Source organism: Clostridium beijerinckii, assembly GCF_036699995.1.
Classification (GTDB): domain Bacteria; phylum Bacillota; class Clostridia; order Clostridiales; family Clostridiaceae; genus Clostridium; species Clostridium helianthi.
Genome location: NZ_CP144906.1, coordinates 3,685,831 through 3,702,010, shown reverse-complemented (window position 1 = coordinate 3,702,010; position 16,180 = coordinate 3,685,831). Strand labels below are relative to the sequence as shown.

Sequence of the window (16,180 nt, the reverse complement as noted above, 5' to 3'; positions counted from 1 at the left end):
ATAAAATAATTACTAGATTATTTTATGACTTTAATTATAGAATGGTTATTTGGGCTTCTTCTTCTACTCTTTGAATAGCCCCAACTGTTCTTAGCAAAGTGCCAATACAAGAGTATACAAAACCAGTAGTTATATTTATGTTAGGCGTAATAGAAAAGTTACTTTTACCTGATTGAATGTTACTATATAGTTCATTAAGCCTTATAAATGAAACTCTAGTATAAGAAAGAATCACATATACACCAAGACAGCTTGCAAATGCAGCTATTTCACTTGGAGTTGGGTGTTGTACATCAGACTTCTGTTGATTCTGACCATTTTGCTGATTTTGCTGTTGGTCTTGTTGCTGACCCTGTTGATTTTGTTGTTCTTGTTGACTTGGGGATTGCTGTTGCTGAATCATTCTCTGAATTATTATTTGCTTAGCTTTTACTGCTGAAATGATACCAAGTAAAGTCGCTATTAAATCAACATAGGATGTTTGTAGTTCTATGTTAAGCAATTCTAAATCTAATTGATCGTTACCAGTTGGAAAATGTATGGTAGCATTATAATTCTCCTGCATATTATCACCTAAAAAACTATTACATTATAATATATTGTAAATATACGTTAATGTTCCAGTTTTTTTTTACAGTATATTTTATAAACAGGCAAAATATAGCACGTTATAATATAAAAATTAGCAGCACAGCAAAATTTACATTATGATATGCTGCTTTATTTTGTAAAATAATAATTGAACATAGAAGTCACTATTTGGAACATAGATATGTAGTTAACATTTTGAATTAAGATAAAAATTTTCTTAGTTATTTTTCTGATATCGATAAAATAAAGTCATCTATCATTAATTTAAAGCTATCTTCTAAGTTGACTGGATTTTGAAAATATCCGTGAGAGCTCAAGGAAACAAATCCATGTAATAGACTTCTTAAAGACCTACTTTTATGAATTATAAATATTTTATCACCACTATAAAAATCTAAAATTTTACGTATTATTGAATTAGTTTCACTAGCCAGACGCTTAACTTCATCACTTTCAGTACTCGGAATATTCACGTAGAGCTTATAGCCACTCTTGTTTTCAAATGCAAAATCTCGATACACATAAGCAAATTCTCTGATAGCAATTTCTCCACTTTTACCAATTAATCGTTCCATTAAAGTTGAATTTAAATTATTTAAAAAGTATATGGTCATTTTTATTTTAAGATCTTCAATGTTGGCAAAATGATTATATAAAGATGGATATTTTATATCCAGTTTTTCTGCAATCTTTTGGAAAGTAATCTGATTAAGTCCAATTTCATCAGCTAATAAAAAAGAAGCTTCAATAATTTTTTCCTTAGTTAAATTTCGTTTCTGAACCATTTTATCACCTCTTACAATTCTGATTAATAAAGATAGTTTAACATGAGAGATTATTTTTATCAAATTGGAAATAATTTGTAAACTATAATTTATAGTTTACAAATTATAATTTATAGTCTATGCTTATATTTAGAATACAATATATATAATTTATTGTATTGCGATAACAATACTAATTATAAGAAGGAATAAATTTATTATGGAAATGTGGAAAAGAAATTTAAAAGTTTGTTGGTTTGGAATGTTTGTGACAGGAATAGGTATGAGTCAGATAGCGCCAGTATTACCACTGTATATACAGCATTTAGGAATTCAAGATGCAGCTTCAATAGAGAAGCTTTCTGGAATTGCTTTTGGTAGCACGTTTATTATTTCAGCTATTTTTTCACCCATTTGGGGACATGCTGCTGACAAATTTGGACGAAAACCAATGCTGCTTAGAGCAAGTCTTGGTATGGCAATAGTTATAAGTTGTATGGGATTTGCGCCTAATGTATATGTATTAATAGCACTTAGGCTATTACAAGGAGCTATCACAGGATATAGCACAGCCTGTACTACTTTAATTGCAACTCAAACAGATAAAGAACATGCAGGATATGCTTTAGGAACTATTTCAACAGCCAACATTGCAGGTTCGTTACTTGGACCTACAATTGGAGGATTTGTAGGAGAAACTTTTGGTTTGCAAAATGTATTTTTTATAACAGGCGGGCTTATGTTCATTGCATTTATTACTACAGTATTATTTGTAAAGGAATCTTTTAGTCGTGAAGATAATAAAGTTTTAAGTTTCAAAGAAGTTTGGAATACAGTTCCGGAAAAAGGCTTAACCATTACTTTGTTTATAACTTTTTTTATATTATCTGTAGCAATGTATTCGGTAGAGCCAATAGTAACAGTTTATGTTACTCAACTATCTAAGGAAGCGAGTCATATTGCATTAATAGCGGGAATAACTTTTTCTGCATCAGGGTTTGCTAATATAATTGCAGCTCCAAGGCTTGGAAGGCTCTCTGATAAAGTAGGAGCACATAAAGTTATATTAATATGTCTCATAATAGCTGGAATAATATTTATACCTCAAGCATTTGTAACAAACACTTGGGAGCTTATGGGACTTAGATTTTTACTAGGACTCACAGCTGGTGGCCTTAATCCTTCTGTTAATATATTGGTTAAGAAAATTACTCCATCATCTCTTACAGGTAGAGTATTTGGTTTTAGTATGGCAGCAGGATATCTAGGCGTATTTGCAGGATCAGTTCTAGGAGGACAAATCGCAGGATATTTAGGAATAAAATGCGTATTTTTTGTAACGAGTGCATTATTATTAATTAATGCAGTGCTTGTGTATTTTAAAGTTTATAATAAACTTAATATAAATAATAACCATAAAATAGAGAAGTATGGAAATGGGATAAGAAATGGGAAACTTCAAGTCAGTGGAAAATAAATTTGTAGAGGGATTGATACTATTGTGTTAGGTGGGATTTCTACTAACATTGGTGTAGATACAACAGCAAGGGAAGCATATAAATATGGATATAATCAAATATTTGTAGAAGATGCAATGACGGCAGTGACAAAAGAGGAACATGATTATGTTTGCAAATATATTTTTCCTATGATTGGAAGGATTGGAACAAGCGAAGAAGTAATTTAAGCATTAGAATAGTTAGAAATAAAAAATTATAAAAAGGTACAATGCATATAAACTATAAGCATTGTACCTTTTTTATGCAACTAAATTTGTAGTTTGAGGAACATTTATTTATTATTCTTGTCGAATACAACTTTTCCAGGACACACTTCAGATTGACCAAACCACATGCACTTTGCACAATTTAAACATTTTCCAGTATCTTTTCCATCCATAGCATAGTTTGCCCAATTAGGATTTATAAGAATCCCTTTACCAATATCAACGATATCTACATTTGTTTCATTTAATATCTCTTCTGCAATTTCTGCTGAATTAATTCCATTAACTGCAAATACTGGAACTGATACTTCTTTCTTGATCTTCTCAGCAGCATAAACAGCATTGGAATACTTATAATCTTTGCTTACATTAATTTCTTGTTCATTAAAGAATCCATAAGAAATGTCAAGAAAATCTATTCCGTTTTTATCTAATATTTTAGCATAACGTACTCCATCTTCTAATGATGGCTCAAATCCTCCTAGACGAATTCCTACAATAAATTCTTTTGGAGTTACTTTTCTAATTCCTTCTAGTATTTCTATTACAAATTTTTCTGGATTAGTGCCATATTCATCGGTTCTTTTATTAACATTCTTATTTAAAAATTGACTTATTAAATAACCATGACATCCATGTAGTTCAACACCATCATAGCCAGCTTCGTAAGCTCTTCTTACAGCTTCAATATAGTCGTTTTGTATTGAGTCTATATCTTCTTTAGTCATTTCACGTCCAATAACTGTTCCAGCAAAACCTTTATATTCATATGGACTTGGACATAGAGGAGATTTAGATATTCCTGTAACACCAGCATGATGAATTTGAATAAATATTTTACAACCTTCTTCATGAACTGCATTAACTATGTTTTTTAATCCTTCAATTTGGTTATCTTCCCAAATTCCAATTTGCTTTTCTGATAATCTTCCATCTTTATTAATACATGTAGCTTCTTGTATTATAAGTCCTGGACCACCTTTAGATAATTCCTTATAACGGGCTAAATTTTCCGATGTTACATATCCATCTTCGGCTAAACCTACAACCATTGGAGGTACACATATACGGTTTTTTATTTCTATATTTTTAATACTAAATTCTGAGAATAACTTTTTCAAAATATCCACACTCCCATTTTGACTTATTTACATATTACCATTTGTCTGGTATGTTATTATTATAGTTTAATAAGGAACATAAGAACAAGTACGCACATTTTTGTGCCTTAGAGTTGGGGGGATTACTTATGAAAGGTGAACTAGAAAAAGCGCAAAACAAGTATTCTAAAGCATGTCCTGTTCTTCGTGCACTTGAAATCATAGGAGGTAAGTGGAGGCTTCCTATTATATGGGAGATATCAGTTTCAAAGAGCATTAGATATAATGAACTTAAGCGAAGCATACCTGGTATAACTAATATTATGCTGACTCGATCTCTGCAAGCATTAGAGGAACATGGACTTATAAAAAGAACAGAATATAATAAGATTCCACCGCATGTAGAATATTCTTTGACGAATCACTGTAATGATTTACTTCCTGCATTAGCAATCATAAATGAATGGGGAAAAAGAGTATGGCCAGAATATGAGGCTAAAAATGAAGCAAAATGAAAGAGTTTAGACGTGATGAATGTTTAAACTCTAAATATAATTATAGTTTCCTAGTGATTTTGATGCTAGGAATTATTTTTTATTTCATTTGTATAACAAACGCAAACAGCATTTCTACCATTCTCTTTTGCATTATATAAGGCATTGTCAGCACGCCTAAACCAGCTATGAAAATCCTCAACTATATCTTTTTCGGCTATGCCTATGCTAACAGTTATTTTATTTACAAATTTGAATTTATGATTTTCTATGGATAATCTTATTGTTTCAGCAATTATAGTACTTTCTTTTGAATCTGTGAAGGGGAGTACTGCAACAAATTCTTCTCCTCCCCATCTAACAAGAATGTCTTCTTTCCTAAGGCATTGCTTAATAATCATAGCTGTTTCAGATAAAACTAGATCTCCAGCACTATGGCCATAGGTATCATTAACTTTTTTAAAGTGATCAATATCAAGAACCAACATTGATACAAGGTGCTTTTCTTTGTCGAGTTGAAGAATTTTATTTACAACTGTTTCTTCAAAATAGCGTCTATTATATATATTTGTAAGTTTATCTGTTATAACTTCTAATTGAAGCTTATTATTAACTTCTTTTTCATGTTTTATTTGTTTAATAATTCCGATGGTAAATAATAAGGTTTCAATAGAGGCAGCAGGATAGCATATGCTAAAAGCAAAGATATTCCATTCAAGTAAGCCATAAGAACCTAAAATATATATGATAAAGCCAGTAAAAAGTATAAATATGCCAACCAAGTAATATATAGATCCCATACCAAATTTAAAATAAGAATATATTGAAATAAGAATATATAACCCTACTATGATCATGTGCAAATATAAAATATCATAAGTAAATCCGTCAGGAATAATTTCAGATATATAGAGAGAAAGTACGAGAAAGAGTATTGAAAGTTTAAAAAAATTATTTAATATGGGCATGTGGTTTTTTATATCTAAGTATGAATATATAAATAAAACCCAGGTTGAAGCGGCCATTGCACCTAATGCTATAAGCCTGTTATTGCTGTTAAATCCCAAAACTAACTTTTGCATTCCAGATAAGCAAAATAGTAGTGAAAGCAGTGATCCTGTAAAAAGTGAATGAAATAAATACTTCTTATCTCTTGATGAAAAGAATAGAATCATATTCATAATAAGCATTCCTAGGAGCACACCCAAATTACCGATATAAAAACATGATAACAAGTTTTCAATAGTATAAAAGTTACTGTCTTTAGCTAGAAGCAAATTAAATACATTTGAATCCCAGGTTGAATTTATATAGATATCTTTATTAAAATCAATATTTTCAGGTAGATTAATATATGGAAAAATAAAGTATTCATTAGGCTTTTCTGTTACATACTTGCCATCAGTAGTTGGGATATAAAATTGAATATTTTCAATGAATTCACAATCAATGTACATTATATTATCAGTACTAACTTGTTTATCTTGTAATTTTAGTTTAAGCCAGACTTTTTGAACATCTTCAGGAAAGTAGATATTTTTAGAATTGTTTTTTTCAAATTTAATAGCACCATTGTCTGCTACTTGGTTTATTTCGGTATATTGATTATCTTTAGGGATGAAGTATTCTACATTGTTTGATAGGTTTACATATTTATCAGCATCAATAAGTTCAAAATAACTATACTTTAGAACTTTTACAAAGTTTGTTAGTAGTATAATTGAAATAATAATGATGCCTGTTAGAGCTATAAAATTTACCTCCTTTAATTTTATTGATATATTTTTTAACATACTGCCACCCCATATTAATGTTTTTAGATTAATAAACTTTATATTCCTGAAAATATTTATTAGATTTAATATATTTTATTTTATATGTTTCTACTATGTTCTTTATTTTAGTACATTATTAAGCTACTTTTTTCTATAATTAAAGCTAAATTATTTATAACAAAAGTATGATTAATTGCATTATAATTCACGATAAGTATTATTATACCATATAAATTTTACATGATATTTTTATGTTTATAATCTTATGATTATTTTTTAAATCGTATCGATATTTGATTATAATGATTTTAAAATTTATGATATAATGAAGAAATTATTAAAGAGTTAGAATTAGTAATACATATTTAATCAATCATGAAAACATAAGAGGGAAGTATGACCAAAAGAGAAATAATTTCAAATAGAAGAAAAAGAGAACGAATAAAGATTAATAATTTAAATGATTTTAAAGATGCATTGAAAAAAGAAGGCTATAAAATAAATTACTTTGATGAAGAGAAATTTAAAGTAGAAGTTGCCAATGCTTTTAAAGTAGAGAATAGCGTGATAGAGGAATTATATAAGTGTATTGGTCAAGAGGATGTGACTTATAGAGCAGATAATGTTAGTGATTTAATTAATTACATGAAAAAAATAATACTATTTGAATATGAGCATGATAGGCTATGGAAAAAAATAAATTCAATAAAAATATTAAATATAAATAGGATTGAATATGAGCGAGATGCAATATCTAGAGATGATGTTGAAGATATGTTGAGTGACATAAAAGAAGTTAAAAAAAATGTATCCAGAATAGTAAATGAAAAAGAAAAAGAGAAATTAGAAATTTTGGAAAAAGAAATAGATAATCATTATTTATATTCAAAGGATATTGAGCTATTGAAGAAAATGCTTCTTATTAAAGAAGGAAGGGTAAAAGAAAGTTATAATATTAATACTAAAGTTAAAACAATATCTATAGAAGTTCCAAAACAAATAGATTATCAGTATATTACGCCTCAAAAAGGTACTATTGAATATCATCAACATCTAAATAATAATATACCGAGAATGCAGCGATTAATAAAGAATATTAATAAGTATATGAAAGTTCATGAAGAAGAAAAATCAGTATTTAAAATAAATCAAAATAAGACATTACAGGATTCTATAAATATTGCAGTAGCAATATATGATAATAAAGAATTCAAGGCGATAAGTGGAAGTAATAATATAAAGGATTATTGTCATGCACCAACAAAAGATGAATCATTTTTTAAAAGTAATAAAGTTAACAAGTTGGGTGAGTTTGGAATAGGATATGACAGAATCAATGATAGTGAAAAAAAGATAATTGAAGAAATACATAAACAGATAGAAGCAAAAGTATTAAAAGATGAAGGAAACTTAACTTTATATAGTAAATGGGAACCATGTCCAAGTTGCTGTTTTGTAATTAGCCAGTTTTGTAAAAAGCATCCTAATATAGAAGTTCAAGTTAAGTACCATAAGAAATATGGTGAATAAAAAACACATATTATTTGAAAAATAAAGATGGAATCAACGACAATACATAAATATGCTGTCGTTGATTTTGATTTATATAGACAATTTATATTTCACCTTGATAGTCAAATTCATCATCATCTTTATGTATGTCAGAATCAGAATATCTAACTGATGTGGGAATTCTTTCTGTAGAGTCTGGATTGCTTGTATTAACAGGGCTTATGTCGCTTGAACCATGAGTATATTTTGAACGTGAAGCATGACTGTTAGCGTATCTCACTTTTTCTGAATCAAGGGATGGATCGTCCTCAGATGAATGGATATCAATAATTTTTTCAGTATCATAGACACTTGGTGTTTGATCATCTAGTGTTTTTCCTTTTCTCATTGAAATCACTCCTAACATAATAATCTAAAAAATTATTTATAGCATATTAAAATACTCTAAATAAAAATTTAAATAACTTAAAGATAAGTTATATAGTTATTATTGAGAAAAGTAAACTTATTAATACATGGAAGATTTAGTTTTATAAGCAGCTGGAAATATTTATTGTATTTTGAATGTAAAAATGATGTATAATATGGTATGGGAATTAGCATTTAAACAAAGGAAAGGAATAAAGGATATGAACTTATACAGTAAATATTTTAATAAGTATAAAATTCCATTTGGGATAGCTGTTTTTTGCGTTGCATCGGAAGCAATTTGTGATTTGCTTGGTCCAACACTTATGTCTAACATAATTAATACAGGAATTGAACAAGGATCACTTTCTAAAGTTTATTACTGGGGAATGCTTATGCTTATAGTAACTGCAATTGGAGCTTCTTTCGCAGTTACAAGAAATATTTTAGCAAGTAAGGTATCTCAAAGAATGGGAGCAGATCTTAGGTATGACTTATTTGAAAAGATTGTTTATTTTTCAGAATTAAGCACAGATAAGATTGAAAGTGGATCTCTAATTACACGTATGACAAATGATACGGCACAGGTTATATTGTTCGTTAATGGAATTATGAGAATTTTTTTAAAGGCTCCAATTACATGCATAGGTAGTATTGTGCTTGCAACACTGCTTAATTTTAGATTGAGTCTTATTATATATGGTGTTGTTGCGATTGTATCGATACTTATTATTATTAGTATGAAGTTAAGTTATCCGCGTTTTTATGAATTACAAAAGGCGATGGATAAAGTAAATTCAGTTGTTCAGGAATATCTTATAGGTGTACGCTTAGTCAAGGCCTTTGGAACATATGATAAGGAAAGCAGTAAGTTTGAAAATGCAAATACAAACTTAATGGAAAAAGGAATATCATCTCAAAGTGTTATTACATTTGTGTCACCACTTATAACTCTTACTGTTGGAATTGGAACAATAATTGTAATTTCAGCAGGTAGCAGTCTCTTTTCAGCAAATCTTGCAAATCCAGGAGATATATCAGCGTTTATAATTTATATGGCACAAATTCTTACATCATTAATTATGATAACAAATATATTCAATACATTTGTAAGAACCAAGGCTTCTACTGCTCGTATTAAAGAAATAGTTGATTGTGATGGAGATTTTTCTCATGATGGTGAAATGAAAGAATTAAATGGTGATATTGAATTTAGAGATGTTACATTTGCATATCCAAATGGTAGTGGTGTACCTGCTTTAAATAATCTATCATTTTCTATTAGAAGTGGACAAAGTTTAGCTATAATTGGTCCAACAGGAAGCGGAAAATCTACTATTGCATGGCTTCTTCTGCGATTTTACGATGTGAACAAGGGAAAAATTTTAATTGACGGCTACGATATTAAAGAATTAAATGTTGATTCTGTACGAAATAGTATCGCTATAGTGCCGCAAAAACCAATGCTTTTTTCTGGTTCTGTTGCTGAAAATATTAGATGGGGTAAAAGGGAAGCAAGTAATGTGATGGTTCATGAGGCTTCTGAAAGGGCACAAGCAGGTTTTATAAATAATATGAAAGATGGATATGAAAGTATGTTAGGGAGTGCTGGAGTTAATCTTTCGGGTGGTCAAAAGCAACGTATTTCTATAGCTCGTGGAATACTTAGGGATTCGTCTGTAATTATATTAGATGATGCAACAAGTGCATTAGATTCAGTAACAGAAGCAAAGGTTAGAGAAAACTTAAGTTCAAAAACAAGTAATCAAACTGTGGTTACAATTACTCAACGTTGTGGAACGGCGATGTTTGCAGACAGAATTTTGGTTATGGATAATGGATCTAAGGTTGGATATGGAACTCATGATGAATTAATGCAAAGCTGTGAAGTATATAGAGATATTTATAAAACGCAAATAGAGAGCAGCAAGGAGGTATAGGATATTATGGCACAACAATTTTCTAAAACTGAAGTAAAAGTACCTTCTATTAGTGGGAGACGTGTGGGTGGAGGCGGAAATCGCTTTGCACCTACACAAAAAGCTAAAAATGCTAGAGGCACATTAATGCGTATTATTAAAATATACATGCGTTTTGCTAAGACGATCTTTCTAGCTATGATTTTTACAGTTTTTTCATCAGCGATTTCTGTTGGGATTCCTTATTTTGTAGGAAAGACTTTTGATACATTTAGAATAGCAACAAGAACTGTAGATAAATCGACTCTTATATTATTTTTAACTATAATTGGGGTTTTGTATGGAGTTAATTGTCTTATTTCGTGGATAAATGGTGTTATTATGCTTAAGGTTTCACAAAAACTTGTTTTTGTAATACGTGCAGAGTTTTTTGAAAAGATGCAGAGGCTTCCTTTAAAGTTTTATGATATACGTTCCCATGGAGATACAATGAGTAGAATCACAAATGATGTAGACAATATTAGCTCTACAATTGCACAAACAACTACACAGTTAATATCAAGTATTTTAACTTTAGTTGGATCTTTTATAGTTATGATAGTGTTAAATGTTCCCCTTACACTAGTTGTTTTATTATGTATACCTCTAGTTATACTTTTAACACGTGTAATTGCAACGCATAGCCGCAAATATTTCCTAGCTCAGCAAAGAAATTTAGGCTCACTTAATGGAGTAATTGAGGAAAACATATTAGGACTGAAGATGGTAAAGGCTTTTAATAAGCAGGAGGATGTCTTGAAGCAATTTGCAGAGATAAACGAAAATCTATATGAAAGCAGCAATAAAGCACAGATATGGTCTGGGTATATGATGCCTCTTATGAATGTTATTAATAACTTTATTTTTGCAGTTGTTGCAATTGTTGGCGGTATGCTATCAGTGGGGTATGGGGTAGCTGTTGGAACTGTAGTTAGTTTTTTAAGCTATTCAAAACAATTTTCACAGCCATTAAATTCTGTAGCAGGTATGTTTAACACAATTCAATCAGCACTTGCCGGAGCAGAACGTGTTTTTGAAATTTTAGATAATGAAGAAGAAAGTGAAGACCTTAAAGATGCAGTTGAGATAAAACAACCAAATGGTGATGTAACCTTTGAAAATGTATATTTTTCATATGATAAGTCTATACCTATATTAAAGAATGTGAGTTTTAAAGTTAAAGCAGGGGAAACAGTTGCGCTAGTAGGAGAGACTGGAGCAGGAAAAACTACTATTGTGAATCTTCTAACTCGATTTTATGATGCAGACAGCGGAAATATATTCATTGATGATGAGCCGATTACGAATATTAAAAGAAATAGTCTTAGGAAATGCTTCTCTGTTGTGCTTCAAGATACTTGTCTTTTCACCGGAACGATTATGGATAATATTCGTTATTCTAAAAAAGATGCAACAGATGAACAGGTTGTAAATGCTGCTAAAATAGCTCATGCCCACGAATTTATTGATAAGCTTCCTAAAGGTTATCAAACAATGGTTTCTGGAGCTACAGATAACTTAAGTCAAGGGCAGCGCCAATTAATGTCTATTGCTAGAGCAGTTCTGTGTGATAGTCCGATTTTAATTTTGGACGAAGCAACTAGCAGTGTAGATACAAAGACCGAAAAAGATATTCAACATGCATTATTAAGATTAATGAAAAACCGCACTAGCTTTTTAATAGCACACAGATTATCGACTATTAGAGATGCAGATCGCATTATGGTAATTGGTGGTGGAAAAATATTAGAAAGTGGAAACCACAAAAGTCTTATGAATGAAAAAGGTGAGTATTACAAAATGGTTGTTAGTCAAATGGGAAAATTAATTGAGGAGTAAATTTTAATTAGGAGGAAGAAAAATGAAAATTGCAGAAGGATTAGATGTACTTGAATTGGGTAGCGAAGAAAGAAGAATGAATGCCACACTAATTTGGGATGATAAAAATGTAATTTTAATAGATGCAGGGTTACCTGGGCAACTAGAAAATATTCGCGAAGAAGTGGAAAAAGCAGGTGTATCCTTTGACAGAATTAATAAAATAATTATTACTCATCACGATTTGGATCATATTGGTAGCTTGTCAAGTATCGTTAAAAATTCTAAAAGTGAAATAGAAGTGTTAGCACATAGTGGAGAAAGACCTTATATTGAGGGAGATAAAATTGGTATAAAAATTACTCCTGAGCGTTTGAGTTCAATGCCGGAATCTATGAAGGAAACTATAAAGCAGCTTAAAACAAAAGTTAATAGGGTTGTTAAAGATGAAGAGGAACTTTCTTATTGTGGAGGAATAGAGGTAATTTATACCCCAGGACATACTCCAGGGCATATTTGTCTTTATCTAAAAAAGTATAAAGCATTGGTAACTGGAGATGCAATGAATGTTGTAAATGATGAGTTAATTGGTCCTAATCCAGAATATACATTTGATATGAAGCAAGCAATAGAATCTCTTAAGAAGCTTACAAAGTATGATATAGAAACTGTTATCTGTTATCATGGTGGAGTATTTACAAGAAGCTCAAATGACAGGATTGCAAAATTAGCTAATAGTTAAGAAGAATATAAAGATAGTGGCTTTACTATGAAGCTGCTATCTTTTTTATATTCTATTAAAAAAATTTCCATTAAATTTATAATTATTAGTGAAGGATATATTAATAATATTTTTTAATTATGAAGATAATATAAAGTAGCAAAATAAATGTAGAAGTTAGAGGCTGATTATGAAAAAAACATTATATGATTATAGAGATAAAATTAAAAAATTGCCATTAAAAGAGAAATACAATAAGAATGAACTATTGATAAACGATTTTTTAGTTGATAAGAAAGAAGAGCTTGAAATATATTATTCACCTCATAATGAATACATAAATTTAGACGCAAGGGTATTTATTGTTGGCATAACTCCAGGATTCCAGCAAATGAGTACGGCCATTGCTACTGCAAGAAGAGAGTTAGAGAACTCTGATAATATTAAAGAAATTCAGTATAAATGTAAGAAAGCAGGAAGGTTTAGCGGTAGTCTTAGAAAAAACTTAATTGGTATGTTAGATGAAATAGAACTTAATAAGAGTCTAAAAATAGAAAATTGCAGTCAATTGTTTGAAGAAAAGGATTATTTATTACATACATTTTCACTAATACCTTATTCAGTTTTTCTAAAAGGAAAAAATTATTCAGGTCATACTCCGAAACTTATTAAAAGTGAATTTTTAATGAAATATGTTTATGAGAATTTCACTTATGAATTAAAAGCATTAAATAATTTGGATAAAATTCTTATAATACCATTGGGTAGGTCAGTAGAAGAAGTGTTATACAAGCTATGTGAAAATAAAATCATAAGCGAAAAGCAAATATTAAAAGGCTTTCCACATCCATCTGGGGCTAATGTAAATAGGTTAGTTCAACTAGAGGAAAATAAGGAGAAAATGATTAATACAGTAAGAAATAATTTTAATTAAAAAGAACAAAAATCAAATTAAAAGCACATTATATATAAAATAAAGTCTAAAAGAGGGTTAAAGTGTATACCTTCTTTCTTTATATATAAAACAAAATTTAAAGATTCTTAAGATTTTACTAAATAGATTTTTAATATTTAAGATTTATACTAATTCTATAATTTAACTAAAAGAGAAGAATTCAAGGAGGCTTTTAATATGAAGCTAGTAAAATTTTTAATTGAATATTTTAAATCACCTAGAACTATAGGGGCTGTAGCGCCTAGTTCAGAGAAACTTGCAGAGAAAATGGTAGGAGACATAGATTTTAAAAATTCTGAGGTTATAATTGAGTACGGACCAGGGACAGGAGTTTTTACGGACAAGCTGGTAAAAAGAAAAAAGAAAGAGACATTATTAATGTTATTTGAATATAATGAAGAATTTTGCAGACAATTAGAAGAAAAATATAAAGGAGAAGATGATATTATAATAATAAATGATTCTGCTGAAAATGTTGATAAACATTTAGCAAAATATAATCTTAGCAGAGTGGACTATGTTGTATCAGGGTTGCCTTTTGCCAGTCTTCCTAAATCTGTTTCAAATAAAATTTTAAGACAAACTAGAAATATATTAAAAAGAAATGGATTATTTATAACATTTCAATATACTCTCTTAAAAAAAGAATTTATTACTGGATATTTTAAAAAGATAAATATAGAAAGAGTTGTATTTAATTTCCCGCCAGCCTATGTTTTGAAATGTATAAATTCCTAGGAAAAAGAGGAGATTTATTTTGTATATTCAAGAAGAAATGAAATATCATACAATAATCTCATTTAATCATATAAATACAAAAGAAGACTAGCAAGTAAATGCTAGTCTTCTTTTTGCTGAAATTTAGAATAAAATTTAAAGATAGATTATTTTTATTATATACTATAGTTGAGAATTTTTAGATACAAATTTTTACAGTATATATTTATACTATTACCTAAGCAACTTTCATGGTTTTTAAAACAGTTTCAATAGGAATATTGCTTTTAGCACAATCATAAATCCATTGAATATTATCTTTTTTAACATTATTTCTGCAAATTATTAAGCCTTTACTAAAAGAATCTTTAGCATCTTCTTGAATTGAACAGAAAATGTAAGTCACAGAAATTAAAACTAAGATTCTATCGATAGATTTAGGCGACCTTACTTGGTAAGAGTTTAATCCAAGATTATTCTTTGTTTGTTTAAAGAATATTTCTATGGGCCAACGTTTGCTATAATATTCAAGGATTGTTTTAGTGCTAAGTTCAGTGTCTGTGCATAAGAATGCGTGTAATGCTTTATCTTTCTTAAATGCATTTTCAGGCCAGCAAAACAAAACTACTGCATTATCTATGCCATTGAGGTTTCCTTCATAACGATAAGTCAAATATTTAGAATTGTTTACTGTAACAAGGCAAACATCATTCTTTTCAATATATTGAGCAAAATCCTTAACTTGAATACTAACTCCCTTGGGATAGATAACTCTGTTGGTTTTTAGTGCACCAATAAGATGATAACCTTTTTTGAAATGAGCATTTATAACATCCTTATTAGTGAACCACGAGTCGCAGAGACCGTAGGCTTTGCCTTTAGGCGAAGGAAGCTTAGCTACTATTTCACAAACCATTTCTATTTTACTTTTTACACCTTTTTCATAACATGAAATAGAATACGGCAAAACTTTTTTACCATTGGAAAGCATAGTAGTAAGTAATTGATGTCCATATACTTGTTTACCTTTTAAATGAGAATGATGAAAACTTGCTTTTTGAATTGTATTTTCAGCCTTTGACGAGGGCTTAGTTTTTTCAGAAATAGTGTCATCATAAATCGCAAATATAGGAGTATTAGACGATGTATTTTCAACAATTGTTTTTACAACAAACTTCTTTATGCCTTTCCAAGCATAATCAATATTCCATTTGCCTTCGCTTAAAAATTTACCGAAAGTAGTTCTATGACAATTAGCAAGGCTTAACAGGACGATATCAGTTACAGTTCCTTTATACCCCTTTTGTATAGAACCTTTTATAAATTGCTCGATATGCTTTAACACAGGTTTATAGAAGTACAAGAAAAATCCAAGTTCAAATAAAAACTGGTTAATTTTTGATTTTTCTGCTAAAATACTTCTATGAGACATACATATCACTCCTGTTGTTAAAATTTTCTCGCAAGCTAATTTATACAACAAAATGTGAAGTTTGTCTCTATTTTTTATGTTTTTTTGTAAATGTAAATATATGTTATGAAATTTTCTCAACTATAGTTATATAGATATTATAATCATAAACTATACTTAAACTATGAAATATATTCCAACCAGAAATGAGTAATATACTTTTGTGGAAT

Annotated in this window: 14 protein-coding genes and 1 pseudogene; 9 read left to right on the top strand and 6 right to left on the bottom strand. The window is 29.5% G+C overall.

Annotated elements, in window-relative coordinates:
- Positions 1 to 34 precede the first annotated feature (34 nt).
- Both PZA12_RS17035 and PZA12_RS17030 read right to left on the bottom strand, forming a co-directional pair.
- The gene (locus PZA12_RS17035) at positions 35 to 565 is read right to left on the bottom strand and encodes a hypothetical protein (protein WP_077842564.1); all 531 of its coding nucleotides are present in this window, start codon (positions 563 to 565) and stop codon (positions 35 to 37) included.
- Between the two features lie 247 nt (positions 566 to 812).
- Positions 813 to 1,376 (bottom strand): TetR/AcrR family transcriptional regulator, encoded by a 564-nt coding sequence (locus PZA12_RS17030; protein WP_103698753.1) that lies wholly within the window; start codon positions 1,374 to 1,376, stop codon positions 813 to 815.
- Positions 1,377 to 1,575: 199 nt separating this feature from the next.
- On the opposite strand from PZA12_RS17030, the gene PZA12_RS17025 reads away from it, so the two are divergent.
- Positions 1,576 to 2,832 carry a multidrug efflux MFS transporter gene (locus PZA12_RS17025; RefSeq protein WP_103698752.1) on the top strand — a complete coding sequence of 419 codons (1,257 nt, stop codon included), beginning with the start codon at positions 1,576 to 1,578 and terminating at the stop codon, positions 2,830 to 2,832.
- 6 nt (positions 2,833 to 2,838) lie between these two features.
- Positions 2,839 to 3,042, top strand: a pseudogene (locus PZA12_RS17020) (isochorismatase family protein); the annotation flags it as partial.
- Positions 3,043 to 3,146: 104 nt separating this feature from the next.
- On the opposite strand, the gene PZA12_RS17015 reads toward PZA12_RS17020, so the two are convergent.
- A complete protein-coding gene (locus PZA12_RS17015; protein WP_338481369.1) occupies positions 3,147 to 4,211 on the bottom strand; it encodes an NADH:flavin oxidoreductase in 1,065 nt (354 codons plus the stop codon).
- A gap of 119 nt (positions 4,212 to 4,330) precedes the next feature.
- On the opposite strand from PZA12_RS17015, the gene PZA12_RS17010 reads away from it, so the two are divergent.
- Positions 4,331 to 4,696: a winged helix-turn-helix transcriptional regulator gene (locus tag PZA12_RS17010; protein ID WP_103698750.1), complete on the top strand. Its 366-nt coding sequence runs from the start codon at positions 4,331 to 4,333 to the stop codon at positions 4,694 to 4,696.
- Between the two features lie 65 nt (positions 4,697 to 4,761).
- Here the strand turns inward: PZA12_RS17010 and PZA12_RS17005 are convergent, their stop codons facing one another.
- Complete coding sequence (locus tag PZA12_RS17005; RefSeq protein WP_103698749.1) at positions 4,762 to 6,468, bottom strand: GGDEF domain-containing protein; 1,707 nt, start codon at positions 6,466 to 6,468, stop codon at positions 4,762 to 4,764.
- 378 nt (positions 6,469 to 6,846) lie between these two features.
- Here PZA12_RS17005 and PZA12_RS17000 point away from each other — a divergent pair, with 378 nt between their 5' ends.
- Positions 6,847 to 7,980, top strand: coding sequence for a deaminase domain-containing protein (locus PZA12_RS17000; protein WP_103698748.1), 1,134 nt, complete (start codon positions 6,847 to 6,849; stop codon positions 7,978 to 7,980).
- 85 nt (positions 7,981 to 8,065) lie between these two features.
- Here the strand turns inward: PZA12_RS17000 and PZA12_RS16995 are convergent, their stop codons facing one another.
- Positions 8,066 to 8,368 (bottom strand): hypothetical protein, encoded by a 303-nt coding sequence (locus tag PZA12_RS16995; RefSeq protein WP_242984861.1) that lies wholly within the window; start codon positions 8,366 to 8,368, stop codon positions 8,066 to 8,068.
- A 223-nt stretch (positions 8,369 to 8,591) separates the two neighbouring features.
- On the opposite strand from PZA12_RS16995, the gene PZA12_RS16990 reads away from it, so the two are divergent.
- The 5 genes from PZA12_RS16990 (at position 8,592) to PZA12_RS16970 (ending at position 14,560) form a co-directional block, all read left to right on the top strand.
- Positions 8,592 to 10,310 carry an ABC transporter ATP-binding protein gene (locus PZA12_RS16990; protein WP_103698755.1) on the top strand — a complete coding sequence of 573 codons (1,719 nt, stop codon included), beginning with the start codon at positions 8,592 to 8,594 and terminating at the stop codon, positions 10,308 to 10,310.
- A 6-nt stretch (positions 10,311 to 10,316) separates the two neighbouring features.
- The gene (locus PZA12_RS16985; RefSeq protein ID WP_103698746.1) at positions 10,317 to 12,167 is read left to right on the top strand and encodes an ABC transporter ATP-binding protein; all 1,851 of its coding nucleotides are present in this window, start codon (positions 10,317 to 10,319) and stop codon (positions 12,165 to 12,167) included.
- 22 nt (positions 12,168 to 12,189) lie between these two features.
- Positions 12,190 to 12,888, top strand: a complete 699-nt coding sequence (locus PZA12_RS16980; RefSeq protein ID WP_078117463.1) for an MBL fold metallo-hydrolase — start codon at positions 12,190 to 12,192, stop codon at positions 12,886 to 12,888.
- 169 nt (positions 12,889 to 13,057) lie between these two features.
- Positions 13,058 to 13,801: a hypothetical protein gene (locus PZA12_RS16975; RefSeq protein WP_023976481.1), complete on the top strand. Its 744-nt coding sequence runs from the start codon at positions 13,058 to 13,060 to the stop codon at positions 13,799 to 13,801.
- A 198-nt stretch (positions 13,802 to 13,999) separates the two neighbouring features.
- On the top strand, positions 14,000 to 14,560 hold the full coding sequence (locus PZA12_RS16970; RefSeq protein WP_078117464.1) for a class I SAM-dependent methyltransferase: 561 nt from the start codon (positions 14,000 to 14,002) through the stop codon (positions 14,558 to 14,560).
- 217 nt (positions 14,561 to 14,777) lie between these two features.
- Here PZA12_RS16970 and PZA12_RS16965 read toward each other — a convergent pair whose 3' ends face one another.
- On the bottom strand, positions 14,778 to 15,971 hold the full coding sequence (locus PZA12_RS16965; RefSeq protein ID WP_103698745.1) for an IS701 family transposase: 1,194 nt from the start codon (positions 15,969 to 15,971) through the stop codon (positions 14,778 to 14,780).
- Between the last annotated feature and the right edge of the window lie 209 nt (positions 15,972 to 16,180).